Below are 18,622 nucleotides of genomic sequence, written 5' to 3' on the forward strand. Positions count from 1 at the left end.
GGCCGGTTTAACCAACGACAATGTTGACCAGTTTGTTAGGTACAACGATCTGCTTACGGATTGTCTTATCTGCCATGTGCTTCTGAACAGAGTCATCTGCCAGTGCCGTGTGCAGGACAATGCTTTCATCCGCGTCAGCCGGAACCTGAATTTTGGCACGTACCTTACCGTTCACCTGAACAACCATCTGGATGCTGCTGCGAACCATGGCCGATTCGTCGAATTCAGGCCATGGAGAGTCCAGCAGATTTTCGGCATAACCCAGCTTGTTCCACAGCTCATGGGTAATGTGCGGCGTGATCGGCGACAGCAGTTTAACCGCTGCAGACAGCGCTTCATGGCTGACCGCACGGCCCTGATCGCTGGCATCAACAAACTTGCTGATGGCGTTGCACAGTTCCATAACCGCGGCAATGGCGGTATTGAAGGTCTGACGACGCTCAATATCATCACCGACTTTCTTAATGGTTTCATGGGTTTTCAGACGCAGGGCTTTCTGCGCATCATTCAGTGCTTCAGGGTCCAGGGCAACCGCTTCACCCGGCATTTGCAGGTGGTCGAAGACCAGTTTCCACAGGCGGCGCATGAAGCGGTGTGCACCTTCCACACCTGAATCAGACCATTCCAGCGACTGTTCCGGCGGTGCTGCAAACATCATGAACAGGCGGACGGTATCGGCACCGTACTTATCGATCATCATTTGCGGATCGATACCGTTGTTCTTGGACTTGGACATCTTACCCATGCCTGCGGATTCAACCGGCAGGCCGTCTTCTGTGTGGATCGCCTGAGTAATGCGGCCTTTCTCGTCACGTTCGACAGTCACATCCTGCGGGGAGATCCAGTCTTTGGCACCTTTTTCGTCTTCACGGAAGTAGGTCTCAGCCAGAACCATGCCCTGACACAGCAGGCGCTCGAACGGCTCGTCGGAGTTGACCAGGCCTTCATCACGCATCAGCTTGTGGAAGAAACGTGAGTACAGCAGGTGCAGAATGGCGTGTTCGATACCGCCAATGTACTGGTTAACCGGCAGCCAGTAGTTGGCCTGTTCCGGGTTCAGCATGGTGTCGGCGTTACGGCAGGCGTAACGGGCGTAGTACCAGGACGATTCCATAAAGGTATCGAAAGTATCCGTTTCACGTTCAGCATCGCCGCCACATTTAGGGCAGGTTGTCTGAATGAAGCTGTCCATCTTCTTGATCGGCGAGCCGACACCGTCGAACTCAACGTCAGTTGGCAGTACAACCGGTAACTGATCTTCCGGAACCGGTACAGGACCACAGCTGTTGCAGTTGATGATTGGGATCGGTGTACCCCAGTAGCGCTGACGGGAAACACCCCAGTCGCGCAGACGGTAGTTGATCGTAACCTTGCCCTTGCCTTTGGATTGCAGCTCAGATGAGATCGCTTTGAATGCCATGTCAAAGTCCAGATCATCGAAGTCGCCGGAATTCACCAGAATACCTTTTTCGGTATAGGCTTCGCTGCTCAGGTCGTATTCGGCGCTGTCATCTGCCGGGCGAATAACCTGCTGGATATTCAGACCGTATTTGGTGGCGAATTCGTAATCACGCTGATCGTGCGCAGGTACGGCCATAACAGCACCTGAGCCGTAATCCATCAGGACGAAGTTGGCCGTCCAGACGGGGACTTTCTTGCCTGTCAGTGGGTGAACCGCGTCAATGCCAAGTGCGAAGCCTTTCTTCTCCATGGTCGCCATGTCGGCTTCGGCCACTTTCATGTTTTTGCATTCGTCGATGAATGCCGCCAGTTCCGGGTTGTTCTCAGCGGCCTGCTGTGCCAGCGGGTGTGCCGGAGCGACTGCCACATAGGTTACACCCATCAGGGTATCCGGACGGGTGGTGAACACTTCCATCGGGCCAAAGCCGTCAACATCAAAGCTCAGCTCAACACCCTGAGAGCGGCCGATCCAGTTACGCTGCATGGTGCGTACCTGTTCAGGCCATTCTTCCAGCTGGTCCAGATCATCCAGCAGTTCATCAGCGTAGTCAGTGATTTTCAGGAACCACTGAGGAATCTTCTTGCGCTCAACCAGTGCGCCTGAGCGCCAGCCGCGGCCGTCGATAACCTGTTCGTTTGCCAGTACTGTCTGGTCAATGGGGTCCCAGTTAACTTCGGCTTCTTTTTTGTATACCACACCCTTTTCCATCAGACGGGTAAAGAACCACTGTTCCCAGCGGTAGTATTCCGGATGGCAGGTGGCAACTTCGCGGTTCCAGTCGTAACCGAAACCCATCTGGTTCAGCTGGTTACGCATGTAGTCGATGTTTTCATACGTCCAGCCAGCAGGCGCGACGTTGTTTTTCAGAGCAGCATTTTCCGCCGGCAGACCGAAAGCGTCCCAGCCCATTGGCTGCAGTACGTTTTTACCCTGCATACGCTGGTAACGGGAAACTACATCACCGATGGTGTAGTTGCGCACGTGACCCATGTGCAGGCGACCGCTTGGGTAAGGGAACATAGACAGGCAGTAAAATTTTTCTTTGCTTGTGTCTTCGGTGGCTTTGAAACTGTCGTTTTTCACCCAGTATTGCTGAACTTCGGGCTCGATCTGCTGTGGGATATATTGTTCGTTCATCTTTGCTCAGTAATAAGAAAACCGACTTTTTAGCGAAGCCGGTTTTTATCTCAATTGGAAAGTTTCTGCATTGGCGCATAGCATACAATATAAGGCAACTGACAGATAGAGAGCGTGGGCAGATATCCCGTTGATGGGAAAACAAATATGCGATTTATATTGACTGTCCGCTGACACCCTGTAAACCGGGGGGCAAGAGGAGGATGTATGAGCGATAAACCTAAGGGAAAAACTGATTTTTCGGATCAGTATGACCGGGTAATGGCACGTTTACGTGACCAGCTCGAGGCTGCTGAATATCAGTCATGGGATTTTCTTCAGGCACGCATCGAAGAGGCGGTGGAGCTTGAGCTCACGGCAGAGGAAATGACCCGGGATGAAATGGACTTGCTAGCTGCCTATATCAAGCGGGACCTGAAAAAACTGGGTTTTTATGCCCATGAAACCGGCGAAGGGATTGCCGCCTGGCTGAATTTTGATCTGAATATTCTGGAACATCAGATCGGTGCCCAACTGATGGATCTGGCGGACCGCACACGGATCGGTCTGACAGAGCTGGAGCAGCGTTCATTGCAGGAAGAAATGTATCTGGCCGGTGAAATTGCCGGCGCGGGTACCTTCCGTTGTCTGGCCTGCGGCACAGATAACCGCCTTACCCGGCCCAGCAGTCTGACACCTTGCCTGGTATGCGGCGGTGAGCGTTTTTCCCGGCAGTCAGGCCCCTGGGAAGGTACGTCTGAAGGCTAGCGGTATTTGCGGCGGCCGCTGAACAGCAGGCTCAGCAGCAGTAAAATGCCCATCATAACCTGTAATGGCTGATCGCCATATTGCTGGTAAGGGGTGGAACCCTGCATCAGGGGCACCTCGGCATAGAGTGCGCCGGTTTCAAACTGGGGCAGTTCTGCATCAATTTTGCCGTCCGGCCGCATAATGGCGGTCAGGCCGTTGTTGGTTGAACGGATCAGCCAGCGGCCATTTTCCAGCGCCCGCATCCGGGCTATCTGCAGGTGCTGCTGGGGGGCGATGGAATCACCAAACCAGGCATCGTTACTGACGGTCAGCATCACATTACTGCGGACTCCGTAACGGCGCACCAGTTCCGGGTAGGCGATTTCATAGCAGATAAACGGCGCCATGGCGGCATCATTTACCTGCAGTAAGGACTGCTCATCCGGTCCGAGGCTGAACTGCGACATTGGCAGGTTGAAGAAATCAATGGTGCCGCGCAGCCAGTTTTCAAGGGGCACGTATTCCCCAAAAGGCACCAGACGTTGCTTATGGTAGCTGCCTTCGCCGCCGGCAAGGATGGTAATGCTGTTGTAGTACCCCAGATTATTAGTGCGGGACGGATTATTGAATACTGAAGGCATACCGCTGATCAGTGTCCGCTCCTGGTCTTCCAGCTGTTCAAGATACGGTGCGAGAATTTTGACCGCATCAGGGTAGAAGGTTGGGATGGCGGTTTCCGGCCAGATCACCATATCAATGTCTTGGTCGGTCTGGCTCAGATCCACATAGCGTTGCAGGATCTCCGGCATCTGGCTGCGCTGCCATTTCAGCTGCTGAGGGATGCTGGCCTGGGCCAGATAGACTTTGGTTACCCCGGTCTGGGTGGTCCAGTTTTGCGGGATCTTGTCCAGTAACAGCCAGGGGGCGCTGAACATTACGATTAATGCCAGTGCCGGCAGCGGGCGGCGGTAACAACTGATGAGACCGACCACAGCGATGCCCAGCGCAACTGTGTAAAGGCTGAGGAGCCAGACGCCGCCAAAGGGGGCGTAGACCGACAGGGGCGTGTCGGTGAGGGCATAGCCCATATACAGCCAGGGGAAGCCGGTAAACAGCCAGCTGCGCAACCATTCAAACGCTACCCAGATGGCAATAAAACCGATGCCGTTATACAAAAAGCGCCGGTACAGCCAGGTTTGCACCAGGACAAACAGCGCCATGGCTGCGACGAAAACAGCGGTCAGCAGGGTGGCCAGCCAGACGGGGGCGTTACCGTGTTCGTGAATGCTGACGAATACCCAGGAAACCCCGACGCCATAGAGCCCCAACCCGTAGCACCAGCCAATCAGTGCCGCCCCGCGGAAGCTGCTTTCGTGTAGCAGAATAAATAACAGAGCAGCGGAAACCGGTGCCAGATACCAGTAATCGAAAGGGGCGAGTGCCAGCGGTGCCAGTCCGCCGGCGATAACTGCCAGGATGATCCGAAGCCAGATGTACGCAGTTTTTTGTGGCATAGCTAAGGTATCCGTCAGGTTATTAAAATGGGCTAAATACTGGCCCGGGTTACCTGTAGCAAGCGGATGCGACGGTTTTCAGCGCTGAGTACCTTAAAGGTAAATTCATCGATACTGACCACTTCATCCTTGTGCGGCAGGTGTCCGAACTTCTGTGTCACCAGGCCTCCGACAGTATCAAAATCATCATCAGGCAGGCCAATATCGAAGTATTCGTTGAAGTCTTCGATCGGGGTGAGGGCTTTTACTATATAGCCATTTTCATCAAATGGCTTGATGTTGCTTTCATCATCTTCACTGTCGTGTTCGTCTTCGATTTCTCCGACGATCTGTTCCAGCACGTCTTCGATGGTGATCAGTCCGGCAACGCCGGCGTACTCATCAACCACCATGGCCATGTGATTACGGTTGGCACGGAATTCTTTCAGCAGGATGTTCAGGCGCTTACTTTCCGGAATGATGGTCGGTTTGCGCAGGTGCTGGGTGATATCGAAGTTTTCCAGACCAGCGTCATCAAGAATCAGGGGCAGGAGGTCTTTTGCCAGCAGGATACCCAGCAGGTCGTCCGGGTTTTCACCGATGACCGGGAACCGGGAGTGGGCGCTGGAAATGATGATGGGTAAAAATTCTTTGGGTGTCTGGTCGGCTTCGACCACCACCATTTGTGAGCGGGGGATCATAACATCCCGGACTTGCTGGTCAGAAACCTGCATGGCGCCTTCAATGATGCTGTAGGCTTCCTGGTCCAGAATATTATCGTCGGCAGCGTCTTTCAGGTCTGCTAACAGGTCTTCGCGGGTTTTCGGCTCATCAGAAAAGGCCTGGGTGATTTTGCCCAGCCAGTTTTTCTGTGTGCCATGTTCCGTTCGGTCTTCGCTCATATTGTCCTTAAGGGTCCTGATTATCGTATGGGTTACTGATATCTAACTGTGACAGCAGTTTAACCTCTAATGCTTCCATTTCTTCAGCATCAGCGTCATTTATATGGTCGAATCCTAACAGATGCAAGCATCCGTGGATGACCATATGCGCCCAGTGGTGCATCAGCGGCTTGTTTTGCTCGTCGGCTTCACGGCTGACGACCGGCGCGCAGATCACCAGATCCCCCAGTAAATCCAGCTCGATGCCTTCCGGCACTTCAAAAGGGAAGGACAACACATTGGTGGGTTTGTCCTTGCCGCGGTAGTCGTTATTCAGCTGCTGGCTTTCTGCTTCATCAACGATCCGTACGGACAGTTCAGCAGTGTCGCGAAAATCGGCGATTGCCAGGCTGGCCCAGCGGGTCAGTTCAGCTTCGTCCGGCAGGTTGATGTCTTCGATCTGACACTGGCGGTCAACGTAATAGCTCATGCGTTAGTTTCCGGAGTTATGTTGCAGGTCGAATTCGTCGTAGGCTTCAACAATGTGCTGCACCAGCGGGTGACGCACCACATCTTTGGCCAGAAAACGGGTGAAGCCGATGCCTTCCACATCACGCAGTACCTGCTGGGCGTGGATCAGGCCGGAACGGACGCCTTTGGGCAGGTCGATCTGGGTAGTATCGCCGGTAATGACTGCGGTGGAGCCGAAACCGATCCGGGTCAGGAACATCTTCATCTGCTCCCGGGTGGTGTTCTGGCTTTCATCCAGAATCACGAATGATCCGTTCAGGGTCCGGCCACGCATATAGGCCAGCGGGGCAACTTCAATGACGTTGCGCTCGATCAGCTTGGTCACCCGTTCAATGCCGAGCATTTCGTACAGGGCGTCATACAGCGGACGCAGGTACGGGTCGACTTTCTGGCTCAGGTCACCGGGCAGGAAACCGAGTTTTTCACCGGCTTCAACCGCCGGGCGGACCAGCAGAATCCGGCTGACTTCATCCCGTTCCAGGGCTTCGCAGGCACAGGCGACCGCCAGGTACGTTTTGCCGGTACCGGCCGGGCCGATACCAAAGTTAATGTCGTGGCGCAGAATGGAACGCAGATATTCCTGCTGATTAGGCCCACGTGGGCGGATCAGCGCTTTACGGGTGCGGATGGAAATATCCGGCTGGTAAATGTCTGCCGGTTCCGGGCGGGCTTTGATCTGTTCCACGCCGGATTGCTGTAACAGCAGGTGCACCTGTTCGGCGGTAATTTCTTCGCCGTCCTGAGATTCCTGATACAGCTGGGTAATGACCTGCTCGCCGGCTTTGATGGAGCTGGCGTCACCGGCCAGCTTGAAAATGTTGCCGCGATTGCTGATTTCAATACCCAGCCGTTCGGCCATCAGTTTCAGATGTTCATCCAGCTGGCCACACAGGTTGGCCAGGTGATGCGGATCGTTTGGGTGAAGGCTGAAGCTTAGGGAGTCAGCGGTGTTCAATGAGGATACCTCAGGCATCTTTAGCAAAGTTATTCAGTTCGGAGCTGACCAACTGACCCAGCAGGGAGTTGGCATAGGCTTCGACAATTTCTACGTCAGCAAAGTGACCGATCAGGTCCGGATTATCGCAGCGGAAGTTCACCACCCGGTTGTTCTCAGTCCGGCCAGACAGCATACCCGGATCGCGCTTGGAATAATCGTTGACCAGAATGCGCTCTACAGTACCCACCATGCGGCGGCTGATCTGCATTGCCTGCTGAGTAATCCGTTCCTGCAGAATGTTCAGACGCTGCTTTTTGGTGTCATCGCTGACGTCATCCGGCAGGTCCGATGCCGGTGTACCCGGACGGCGGCTGTAGATAAAGCTGAACGAGTGGTCAAAGCCGATCTGGGCAATCAGATTCATGGTGGCTTCAAAGTCAGCGTCGGTTTCACCCGGGAAGCCAATGATAAAGTCCGAAGAGAACGAGATGTTCGGGCGCAGGGCTTTTATCCGGCGCAGCTTGGACTTGTATTCAATCGCCGTGTGGCCACGTTTCATTGCCATCAGGATACGGTCTGAGCCGCTCTGTACCGGCAAATGCAGATGGCTGACCAGTTCCGGCACTTCGGCGTAAACATCGATCAGACTTTCAGTGAACTCAACCGGATGCGAGGTGGTGAAGCGGATGCGGTCAATGCCGTCGACCGCCGCAACACAGCGGATCAGTTCAGCCAGATCAGCCACGTCGCCGTCGTGGGTGTTACCCCGGTACGCGTTAACGTTCTGGCCCAACAGGTTAACTTCGCGGACACCCTGTTCCGCCAGTTCAACCACTTCGGTCAGTACATCGTCCAGCGGGCGGCTGACTTCTTCGCCACGGGTGTAAGGCACAACACAGAAGGTACAATACTTGCTGCAACCTTCCATGACGGAAACAAAGGCTTCGGCACCGTCGACTTTCGGGGCCGGCAGGTGGTCGAACTTCTCGATTTCCGGGAAGCTGATATCCACAATGCCTTTTTTGTTTTCATGGGTAAGATCAATCATTTCCGGCAGACGGTGCAGGGTTTGCGGGCCGAAAATCATATCTACATAAGGCGCACGCTTGAGAATCGCTTCGCCTTCCTGGCTGGCGACGCAGCCGCCAACACCGATTTTCAGCTCTGGGTTACCGGCCTTAAGTTTGCGCCAGCGTCCCAGTTGGTGGAATACTTTTTCCTGCGCCTTTTCCCGGATAGAACAGGTGTTAAGCAGCAAAACGTCTGCCTCTTCCTGGTTGTCGGTCAGTTCCAGCTCGTGGCTTTCGCCCAGAAGGTCGGCCATACGCGCTGAATCGTATTCGTTCATCTGACAGCCATGGGTTTTAATGAATAGCTTCTTCGCCATTACACACCTGTTGTAACGTTGGGATTGATCAAAGGGGCAGGAATTATACGCTAAGGTCGAAAGGGTGCCTAGTTATTAATCAGCAAGATCCTGTCTGTGCTCATATTTATATCTGAGGAATTATCCCGCCGCTTACTCTTGAATTTTAGTGTGCTGCCCGTATATTTGCTGCCTGAAATTTTTACGATCACATTCTGATCATCCAGCAGTAAATGCCCGGTAGAGGGCTGGCAGAGTTAAATCATGGAAAAAGACGCGATTTACCGGATTAAGTTTCTCAATCAGGATGAAGTCTACGAGGTGTATGCCAAGCATCTCTACCAAAGCGATTTATGGGGATTTCTGGAAGTGGAAGAGTTTGTCTTTGGCAGTCAGACCCAGATGGTGGTCGACCCGTCGGAAGAAAAGCTCAAGCAACAGTTTGAAGATGTGGAGCGAAGCTATATTCCGATGCAGTCTGTTATCCGTATCGATGAAGTAAAACATCATGGCGTGGCTAAAATCACGCCGGCCCGGGGAACAAATGTAGCGGCTTTCCCCGGAATGCCGCCAAAGCACAAGTAGAACAAATATATAGCTTTAATAATTTCACTGACTTAGGGCAGGTTTTACGTGCTTCAAACATCGACCATAACCTATGTTTGAATTAATCTGTCGGGATGGGTAGTCCCGGATTGAGCTGGCTCTGTCCGTTGTCTATGATGAGCTAAACAGTTGTGGAACGTTTGAATCGGGTTATAAATTAACGCTGCCCGGCACAGCTGACCGACTAATTTCAGGCATATTTGCAGATGGACAGTTTGCGGAGAATTGCAGTTATCTCTAAGGATAAACTGTTGCAGATGTGCGCTTCGGGCGGGGAAAGGATTGAATACTCCAGATAACAGTCGTCCCAATTTACTGACTTGCCTTCAGGTATATCTGATGCCTGGGGCTATGTATTTCCTGTTAGCCCGGTTAACGGTGCTGCTGACGGCACCTCCCGGTGAACCCTCCATCATCTGGCCACCGGCCGGCTTTGCCATTGTCATTCTTATGCTGCTGGGGAAACGTGCTCTGCCGAGCCTGTTTGCCGGCATGCTGGCCCATCAGTTGTATTTCTGGTTCACAGGGGCCCCCGAAACAGCACTTCATCTTCAGGTTATATTAGGCGGCATCATCAGTGTTGGTGCAATGCTGCAGGCGGTGATAGCGGTCCGTCTGATTAACCGTTATGTGGGACCAGATGATCCGCTGATTGATGACCGGGCGATTCTGCGTTTTCTGCTGATTGTCGGGCCGCTCAGTTCGCTGGTGGCCTGTACCACGGCGATTATCTGTTTTGCCGTTTTCAATACCATGCCGGTTGCTGAGCTGGGAGCCGTGTGGCTGACCTGGTGGCTGGGTGACAGCATCGGCGCCATGATTATAACGCCGCTGTTGCTGTCGCTGATAAAGTCCAGCCCGGTAGGCCGCTTCAATCGCCGGGTGAGTGTGGGGATGCCCATTCTGGGTCTGTTGCTGGTCATCGGCCTGTTGTTTGTGGTGACCGGCGAACGGGAAAAAGATGAGCGTAACCAGTTATTCGTTCGTCAGGCAGGAACCCTGCATTTACAAGTGGTCGGGGCGTTTCAGGAAAGTTTTCAGCTGCTGAATATGACCCGGTCTTTCCTGGAAAGTGGCGGCTATGTATCCAAAGACGAGTTTTCCATTTTCGGGCAGGGGTTGCTGGATCAGAGTAAAGGTATTCAGGCGCTGGAGTGGATTCCCCGGGTGGCCAGTTTCAACCGGACATCTTTTGAAAATGCCAATGATGGCCCCGGTGATATCAAGGTATTCGACGGTGACAAGATTAAACGTGCCCCGGATAAAGCGGTGTATTACCCCGTTAAGTATGTCCAGCCGTTAACCGGTAACGAGCGGGCGTATGGGTACGATGTGTCTTCCAACCCGATGGCTAAAGAGGCGCAGGATTACGCCTTTCTGTATAACAGCATCGGTGCGACAGCCCCGATCCGGCTGATTCAGGAATCCGGCCAGCAGGCCGGTGTGGTGGTCTATCTGTCGATGAGTCAGAAGGGTAAGGAGCATGTCTGGGATAATCATCTGGGCTTTGTGGCGATGGTATACCGGGCGGATGACTTTATTACCAGCCATTTACTCGGGCCGAATACATCCCTGACACGGCAGATATACATCCGGATTACGGATGTAACCGATGACACGCCTAAGGAACTGTACCGGTCTCCCAGGTTTGAAGAGCGTCTGATGGACCCGGCTGATGACCGGCACATCCGGCGTTTATTCCTGCTGGGTGGCCGTCAGTGGGAGTTCGAATATTTACCGGCCAGTGAATCCCTGTACAAAGATGGAATCTCTTCCAGCTGGCTGATTTTGTCGGCGGGCATGCTGTTTGCGTCTCTGATCTGCGGCTGGTTGCTGACCCTGACCGGCCGGACCGTTCGGGTCGGGGAGCTGGTGAATGAAAAAACCGCTAACCTGCAACATGAAATTGAGGAGCGTCGTTCCGCGGAGCTGGCGCTGCGTAAACTGTCTAAAGCGGTTGAGTACAGCCCCTACATGGTGGTGATCTCACGGCTTGACGGCACGGTTGAATACGCCAGCCCTAAAGTATTGGAGGTAACCGGTTTTTCAGAGGATGAGGTGGTTGGTCAGCCAATTAACATGCTGCATTACGATCAGGGACAGGAAACATCCTATGACACCATCTGGGAAATGTTGCGCAGCACCCGGGAGTGGCAGGGTGAGCTACTGAACCTGCGTAAGAATGGCCAGGCTTACTGGGCCAATGTACACATTGCGCCAATCTATGATGAAGAAGATCAGGTTACCCACTATGTATCAATCCATCAGGACATCACCGAAGCCCGGGAAATTTCTGAACAGCTTAATTATCAGGCCAGTCATGATCAGCTGACGGATCTGGTGAACCGGCGGGCGTTTGAACAATTGCTTGAACAGACGTTGGAACACAGCCAGGTTACCGGTGAAGAACACGTATTCTGCTTTCTCGATCTGGATCAGTTCAAGGTGGTTAACGATACCTGCGGACACATTGCCGGTGACGAATTACTGCGCCAGTTAGCGCATTTGCTGCAGGAAAGAATTCGCAGTGGTGATACGCTGGCCCGTCTGGGGGGCGACGAGTTCGGTATTCTGATGCGTAACTGCAATTTGCAGCAGGCGGAACGGGTTGCCAATGATCTGCGGGAAAAAATTGCCTCCTTCAAGTTCAGCTGGGAAAAACAGATTTTCAGCGTGGGTGTCAGTATCGGTGTGGTTGAAATCGATCAGCACAGTGTGAATAAGATTGAGCTGATGAAACAGGCAGATTCAGCCTGTTATACCGCCAAGGAAAACGGCCGGAACCGGGTGCATCTGTACCAGCAGGATGATGCCATGCTGCTGAAGCGGGAAGGGGAAATGCAGTGGGTATCGGAAATCAATGCCGCCCTGGATGAAGACCGTTTTGTACTCTTCGGGCAGATTATTCTGCCGCTGCAGGATCAGGGCCTGAAACCGGATATCGAAGTGTTACTGCGTTTGCGGGATAAAGATGGCAATCTTGTGCCTCCCGGAGCTTTTCTGCCGGCGGTGGAGCGTTACCATCTGAGCAGCCGGGTTGACCGCTGGGTGGTGGAACATACTCTTGACTGGCTGGAACAGAATGCCATGGTCTTCTCCCGCACGATTGGTCGCTGTGCCATTAATCTGTCTGGCGGATCCCTCGGTGACAGCACCATTCAGGATGCCATTCTGCAGCGCCTGAAAGCATCCACAATACCGGCATCGACCCTGAAATTTGAAATTACAGAAACCTCTGCGATCGCCAATCTTTCAGACGCCAAGGATTTCATTAACGCCCTGAAAGCATTTGGCTGTCATTTCTCACTGGATGACTTTGGCAGCGGTTTGTCGTCTTTCGCCTATCTGAAAAACCTGCCGGTGGATACCCTCAAGATTGACGGCATTTTCATCCGGGAAATCGTTGAAAACAAACTTGATCTGGCGATGGTGAAATCCATCAATGAAATCGGCCATGTAATGGGTATGCAAACCGTTGCAGAGTTTGTGGAAAACGATGAGATTCTTGAACTGCTACGGGAAATCGGCATTGATTACGGGCAGGGTTACGGCCTTGGCCGCCCTAAACCCCTGGTTGAACTGCTGCTGGAACAACAGCAGTTACGGGCGCTGGAAATCTCGTAGTTGTTATTCTGCCGGGGCTGGCGTGCTGGCAACCGGCAGCAGGGTTTTAGAGGCTCTGCCGGGTATTTCCCGGGCCAGCTTCGGTACCAGATAGCCGGGTAAACGGCTCTGTAACTCACTGACCAGCTGTTGCGCTTCCCGGTCGGCAATGTCGAAGTGCGCAGCACCGGCGACCGGGTCAAAGGTAAACAGGTAATAAGGCAGAATTCCCGCCCGGAACAAGGTTTCACTGAGCGCTTCCAGTGTGTCCACCGAATCATTGACCCCCCGCAACAGCACCGCCTGGTTCAGCACGGTCACGCCAGCCTGTTTCAGTTGCGTGACCGCCGCAGTCACGGCGTCGTCTATCTCGTTGGCATGGTTGATGTGTAATACCATTACGGTTTGCAAACGGCTGCCGGCCAGCCGGTCGCTTAACTCTGGCGTTATCCGCTGGGGAATCACCACCGGCAGCCGGGAATGGATACGTAAACGCTGCAGATGCGGAATGGCTTCCAGTGAGCTGATCAGTTTATCGAGGCGTTTATCATTGGTTGCCAGCGGGTCGCCACCGGAGAATATCACTTCTCTGATACTGCAGTCGGCGGCGATGTAATCCACCACCTGCTGCCACTGATCCGGCCCCAGACGGTTGTCTTCGTAGGGGAAGTGTCTGCGGAAGCAGTAACGGCAGTTGATCGCGCAGGCCCCGGTCAGAATGATCAGCACCCGGCCTTTGTATTTATGTATCAGGCCGTCACGGGGGTTACTGTCTGCTTCCGCCAGCGGGTCGGTGACATAGCCGGGGATATTATCGGCTTCTGCACTGACGGGCAGTACCTGCCGCAACAGAGGGTCATTCAGGTCACCGGGTCTGATCCGTCGCAGATACGGAGCCGGTACTCTCACAGGAAAATCTTTGTGCCCCTGTCGCGCCCCGTCTGCTGTTTCCGGGGGCAAATCCAGTGCTCTGACAAGTTCAGCCGGGTCGGTGATGGCCTGGCTGAGCAGTTGTTGCCAGCTGTTTGCTGATTCAGAAGGGTGATTCAGATCAGCAAGTTTAAGAGGTTTCATGTCGGGGCTACTTTAATTCGCATGGAAAATTGGCTCGCATTCTCCTTTCAAGTAGAATGGCTGTCAATTTTGTATACGCCGGAAAAGTTGCAGCGGGTCTGAGCCCTGTGCAGACTGATTTCCCGGCCGCTCAGTTTTAGCATATTCCCTTAGGTATCGAGACAATTATGGCAAACTATTCTACTAACCAGTTTAAAAATGGCCTGAAGGTCATGATCGACGGCGACCCTTGTTCAATGGTTGATGTTGAATTCGTAAAGCCAGGTAAAGGCCAGGCATTTACCCGCGTTAAAATGAAAAACCTGATGTCCGGCCGTACCTGGGAGCGTACCTTCAAGTCTGGCGAAAGCGTTGAAGGTGCAGACGTAATGGATACCGATATGGAGTATCTGTACAACGACGGTGAAATGTGGCACTTCATGGACCCTAAAAGCTATGAGCAGGTTGCTGCGGATAAAACTGCAATCGGTGATGCGCACCTGTGGCTGAAAGAACAGGATGCCTGCCAGGTAACCCTGTTCAACGGTAACCCTATTTCTGTTACGCCGCCGAACTTTGTTGAACTGGAAGTGGTAGAAACTGATCCGGGCCTGAAAGGTGATACTGCCCAGGGCGGTTCCAAGCCTGCTACGCTGCAGTCCGGTGCTGTTGTCCGTGTACCACTGTTCATCGAGCGCGGTGAAGTGCTGAAGATCGATACCCGTACCGGTGAGTACGTGTCCCGCGCATAATTGCCCGGTGATATCCTGAAAATGGCAGCCCGGGCTGCCATTTTTTATGTCTGTCATCCGGCGTGGCATGTCGGATACGCTCTGTAATTGTAAATTTTCAGGAATTTTCCCGTGACTGATCAATCACTTTGGAGCAGCGCTGCTCCAATTGAAAATCTGCGCCGCCGGGCGGCAATCATTGCCGCTATCCGGGGGTTTTTCGCCGGTAAAGATGTTCTGGAGGTGGATACTCCGGTGATGTCTAACGCAGCGGTAAGTGATCCGTATATCAATACGGTTGAATGCCGGTATCAACCGCTGGTGGGCGGTGATGTGGAAATGAAATACCTGCAGAGCTCACCGGAATATGCCATGAAGCGGTTGCTGGCCAGCGGCAGTGGCGCGATCTACCAGATCAGTAAGGCATTCCGTAACGGTGAAGTGGGCCGTCGGCATAACCCTGAGTTCAGCATGCTGGAATGGTACCGGCCAGAATATGATCACCGCCGGCTGATGACCGAAGTGGCTGAGTTACTGTTACCGCTGCTGGGGCTTTCGCAAGCAACAGAATACAGTTATGCACAGGTGTTTGAGACTCATCTGGGCATCGACCCGCACAGCGCCAGTGTGGATCAGTTACGGACAATTGCTGCTGAACACATCGACAGTAATTATGAAGATGATAACCGGGATAACTGGCTGAATTTACTGATGTCCCATGTGATTGAGCCACGGCTGGCCGGTGAAGGGGCGGTGTTTGTTTATGATTATCCGGCCAGTCAGGCAGCCCTGGCGAAGGTCTCTGAAGACGCTCAGGGGCGGGCGGTAGCTGAACGCTTTGAGTTATTTGTGCACGGTGTTGAGCTGGCCAACGGTTACCATGAACTGACCGATGCAACAGAGCAAGCCCGCCGGTTTGCGGCGGACAACCGCCAGCGCCGGGCAGAAAATCTGCCGGAGCGTCCGGTGGACGATCTGCTGATTGCAGCGTTGGAGCATGGCATGCCGGACTGCGCCGGTGTCGCCGTGGGCATCGACCGGCTGGTGATGCAGGCAATCGGTACCGATAACATTGCCGATGTCATTGCCTTCCCTCTGCCCCGGGCCTGAGCCCTGAGTGCTGGCCCATTAACCGGCCAGTGCCCGTGTTAAGCGTCTGACGGCTTCCTCCAGTGTACTGCGGGGGCAGCCAAAATTAAGCCGCATAAAGTGGCCGTCACCAAAATCCTTACCGGGGGACATCCCCACGCCGGCGGCTTCAAAGAAGGTTGTCGGGTCATCCAGTTGCGCGTCGCGGATATCAATCCAGGCCAGATAAGTGGCATCAAAATGCGCCAGCTGCAGGCCGGGAACCCGGTTGATTTCCTGTAGAAGATAATTCCGGTTGTTGCGTAAATAACTCAGCTGTTGCTGATGCCAGTCATCGCCATCCTGATACGCGGCAAGTGCCGCAGTATAGCCCAGCAGATTGACGTCCGGCACTATGCCCCGGCGCACTTTCCGGAAGCGGTTCCGTAATGTCTGATCCGGAATGATGGCGACTGAACAGCCCAGCCCGGCGATATTGAAGGTTTTACTGGGGGCCATCAGGGTAATTGTCCGGGCGGCAATGTCCGGACTCAGTGATGCCAGCGGGATGTGTTCAACACCCGGCTCGAGGATTATGTCGCAGTGGATTTCATCCGAACAGATCAGTAAATCATGGCGTACGCAGATCTCAGCCAGCTGTTGCAGTTCTGTCCGCCGGTAGACGGTGCCTCCCGGGTTGTGCGGATTACAGAACAGCAGCAGGCGGGTCTCCGCTGTGATGGCTGCTTCCAGGGCGCTGAAGTCGATCAGCCAGCGACCCTGCTGCTGAATCATCGGAATGCCCAGATGTTGTCCGCCGGACAGTGTTGGTGCAGAACGGAAGGGAGGATAGATTGTACCGGGGGTGAGGGTCACCGGTGAGGCGACTGTCCGGCAGCTCAGGTGTAAGCCGCTGACCAGTCCGGGTAGCCATACCAGCCACTGTTCGTCGGTTTCCCAGCCATACAGGCGGCGCAGGCGTTCAGTGATGACGCCGTTGAGTTCCGCCGGGCGCTGGGTATAGCCGAATACCCCGTGGGCAACCCGGGCCTGCAGTGCTTCAGTAATCACCGGCGCGGTGGTGAAATCGGTATCGGCCACCCACATCGGGAGAATGTCACGGTCTTTATAGCGCTCCCATTTCATGCTGGACGTTTCACGGCGGTCAACCGGTACATCAAAGTGGTCTTTTTTCACAGCGGGTTTTACTCCTGATCCCAGTAACGGTGCCTGATCTGACCTGCCCGGCTGGCAGGTTATTACCTTGCAAATACACCCTGTCGGGTTATATTAGACGGATCACGACAGTGGCCGGTTATATGTGCCGCTGCCGCAACAGGGTTCCTTTTCAGAACAGCTTTACTATACAACAGGCAACCGGTTACCACAGCCGGCCTTAACCGCCTGCAGAGCGACCTCTCCAAATGGGACAACAGCCATCAGTGCCTGGAGCCAAAACCATGTCTGACAACAATCAGGTTATTATTTTCGATACAACATTACGCGACGGTGAGCAAAGCCCCGGCGCGTCGATGACCGGTGAGGAAAAGCTGCGCATTGCCAAGCAGCTGGAAAAAATGCGTGTTGACGTTATCGAGGCAGGCTTTGCCATAGCCAGCCCGGGTGATTTCACGGCGGTACAGACTATCGCCAATACCATTAAAGACAGCACCATCTGTTCCCTGTCCCGGGCGCTGGATAAAGATATCGACCGTGCCGGTGAAGCCCTGAAAAATGCCAACTCCGGCCGGATTCACACCTTTATTGCCACCTCGCCGATCCATATGGAATATAAGCTGCAGATGGCGCCGGATAAGGTGGTTGAGCAGGCGGTGCACGCGGTAAAGCGGGCCCGTAACCTGATTGACGATGTTGAATTCTCGCTGGAAGACGCCAGCCGTTCCGAATTCGACTTCATGTGCCGGATTATCGAACAGGTCATCGATGCCGGTGCCCGCACCATTAACATTCCGGATACCGTGGGGTACGCGGTACCCAATGAATTCGGCAATACCATTGCCCGTCTGATTGAAAATATTCCCAATGCGGACAAGGCGATTTTCTCCGTTCACTGTCACAACGATCTGGGACTGGCGGTCGCCAACTCGCTGGCCGCGGTATCTGCCGGTGCCCGTCAGGTTGAGTGTACGGTGAACGGTCTGGGTGAGCGGGCCGGTAATGCCTCGCTGGAAGAAATTGTGATGGCGTTGCGGACCCGGCAGGACATTCTGGGCCTGCATACCGGCATCGATTCCACGCAGATCGTGCCGGCTTCCCGTCTGGTATCCGGTGTGACCGGTTTCCCGGTACAGCCGAACAAAGCCATTGTCGGGGCGAATGCCTTTGCCCACGAGTCCGGTATTCATCAGGACGGCATGCTCAAGCATCCGGAAACCTATGAAATCATGACGGCTGACAGTGTCGGCTGGAAAACTAACAAGATGGTGCTGGGTAAACACTCTGGCCGGAATGCTTTCCGGGCCCGTCTGGAAGAACTGGGCACTGTATTTGCGACTGATGCAGAACTGAACGATGCTTTTTCCCGGTTCAAGATTCTGGCGGATAAAAAGCATGAAATCTTTGATGAAGATTTACAGGCGCTGGTCAGTGACACCCAGACAGCCAAGCAGTATGAAAAATATAAGCTGAGCAGCCTGTCGGTGATGTCTCAGACCGGCGAAGTGCCGGTGGCGACGGTGACCATTGGGGTGGATGACAGTGAGCAGCAGGCAGAAGCGTCCGGCAGTGGCCCTGTTGATGCGGCATTTAAAGCCATCGAAGCTATGGTCAATTCTGACGCGGTACTTGAGCTGTATTCTGTAAACGCCATTACCAGTGGCACTGACTCTCAGGGTGAAGTAACTGTACGGCTGGAAAAAGGTGGCCGGATCGTTAACGGGCTGGGGGCGGATACCGATATTATTATCGCTTCGGCCAAAGCTTATATTCATGCACTGAATATGCTTGAAACCACTGACCAGAAAGCCCATCCGCAGGTATAATGCCGGGCAATCACACAGACTGA

General features: G+C 53.8%; 14 protein-coding genes. 6 read left to right on the top strand and 8 right to left on the bottom strand.

The features are described from left to right. Window positions 1-7: 7 nt before the first annotated feature. Window positions 8-2,599 (bottom strand): leucine--tRNA ligase, encoded by a 2,592-nt coding sequence (leuS, locus tag PCI15_RS04725; RefSeq protein ID WP_271273210.1) that lies wholly within the window; start codon window positions 2,597-2,599, stop codon window positions 8-10. A 207-nt stretch (window positions 2,600-2,806) separates the two neighbouring features. Here leuS and PCI15_RS04730 point away from each other — a divergent pair, with 207 nt between their 5' ends. Then, window positions 2,807-3,346: a zinc ribbon-containing protein gene (locus PCI15_RS04730; RefSeq protein ID WP_271273211.1), complete on the top strand. Its 540-nt coding sequence runs from the start codon at window positions 2,807-2,809 to the stop codon at window positions 3,344-3,346. Here the strand turns inward: PCI15_RS04730 and lnt are convergent. Genes lnt through miaB form a run of 5 tightly spaced genes read right to left on the bottom strand, consistent with a single transcriptional unit; the run spans window position 3,343 to window position 8,557 of the window. Next, window positions 3,343-4,842: an apolipoprotein N-acyltransferase gene (gene lnt / locus PCI15_RS04735; protein ID WP_271273212.1), complete on the bottom strand. Its 1,500-nt coding sequence runs from the start codon at window positions 4,840-4,842 to the stop codon at window positions 3,343-3,345. The two genes, PCI15_RS04730 and lnt, sit on opposite strands and share 4 nt — an antisense overlap. A 32-nt stretch (window positions 4,843-4,874) precedes the next feature. Further along, the gene (locus PCI15_RS04740; RefSeq protein ID WP_271273213.1) at window positions 4,875-5,723 is read right to left on the bottom strand and encodes a CorC family transporter; all 849 of its coding nucleotides are present in this window, start codon (window positions 5,721-5,723) and stop codon (window positions 4,875-4,877) included. A 7-nt stretch (window positions 5,724-5,730) separates the two neighbouring features. Continuing rightward, window positions 5,731-6,192, bottom strand: coding sequence for an rRNA maturation RNase YbeY (gene ybeY, locus PCI15_RS04745; protein ID WP_271273214.1), 462 nt, complete (start codon window positions 6,190-6,192; stop codon window positions 5,731-5,733). A gap of 3 nt (window positions 6,193-6,195) precedes the next feature. Further along, window positions 6,196-7,188: a PhoH family protein gene (locus PCI15_RS04750; protein WP_271273215.1), complete on the bottom strand. Its 993-nt coding sequence runs from the start codon at window positions 7,186-7,188 to the stop codon at window positions 6,196-6,198. A 10-nt stretch (window positions 7,189-7,198) separates the two neighbouring features. Then, on the bottom strand, window positions 7,199-8,557 hold the full coding sequence (gene miaB / locus PCI15_RS04755; protein WP_271273216.1) for a tRNA (N6-isopentenyl adenosine(37)-C2)-methylthiotransferase MiaB: 1,359 nt from the start codon (window positions 8,555-8,557) through the stop codon (window positions 7,199-7,201). A gap of 243 nt (window positions 8,558-8,800) precedes the next feature. Between miaB and PCI15_RS04760 the strand changes: the two genes are divergently transcribed. After that, window positions 8,801-9,121, top strand: a complete 321-nt coding sequence (locus PCI15_RS04760; protein WP_271273217.1) for a DUF1820 family protein — start codon at window positions 8,801-8,803, stop codon at window positions 9,119-9,121. Window positions 9,122-9,481: 360 nt separating this feature from the next. Then, on the top strand, window positions 9,482-12,766 hold the full coding sequence (locus PCI15_RS04765) for an EAL domain-containing protein (RefSeq protein WP_271273218.1): 3,285 nt from the start codon (window positions 9,482-9,484) through the stop codon (window positions 12,764-12,766). 3 nt (window positions 12,767-12,769) lie between these two features. Here the strand turns inward: PCI15_RS04765 and epmB are convergent, their stop codons facing one another. Further along, entirely contained in the window at window positions 12,770-13,819 is a 1,050-nt protein-coding gene (gene epmB, locus PCI15_RS04770) for an EF-P beta-lysylation protein EpmB (protein ID WP_271273219.1), read from the bottom strand. 167 nt (window positions 13,820-13,986) lie between these two features. Here epmB and efp point away from each other — a divergent pair, with 167 nt between their 5' ends. After that, entirely contained in the window at window positions 13,987-14,550 is a 564-nt protein-coding gene (gene efp / locus PCI15_RS04775; RefSeq protein WP_271273220.1) for an elongation factor P, read from the top strand. 111 nt (window positions 14,551-14,661) lie between these two features. Further along, entirely contained in the window at window positions 14,662-15,639 is a 978-nt protein-coding gene (gene epmA, locus PCI15_RS04780) for an EF-P lysine aminoacylase EpmA (protein ID WP_271273221.1), read from the top strand. Between the two features lie 18 nt (window positions 15,640-15,657). Here epmA and PCI15_RS04785 read toward each other — a convergent pair whose 3' ends face one another. Continuing rightward, window positions 15,658-16,794 carry a MalY/PatB family protein gene (locus tag PCI15_RS04785; RefSeq protein ID WP_271273222.1) on the bottom strand — a complete coding sequence of 379 codons (1,137 nt, stop codon included), beginning with the start codon at window positions 16,792-16,794 and terminating at the stop codon, window positions 15,658-15,660. A gap of 263 nt (window positions 16,795-17,057) precedes the next feature. Here PCI15_RS04785 and PCI15_RS04790 point away from each other — a divergent pair, with 263 nt between their 5' ends. After that, complete coding sequence (locus PCI15_RS04790; RefSeq protein WP_271273223.1) at window positions 17,058-18,599, top strand: 2-isopropylmalate synthase; 1,542 nt, start codon at window positions 17,058-17,060, stop codon at window positions 18,597-18,599. Window positions 18,600-18,622: the final 23 nt, after the last annotated feature.

The organism is Aliamphritea hakodatensis, from assembly GCF_024347195.1.
GTDB lineage: Bacteria > Pseudomonadota > Gammaproteobacteria > Pseudomonadales > Balneatricaceae > Amphritea > Amphritea hakodatensis.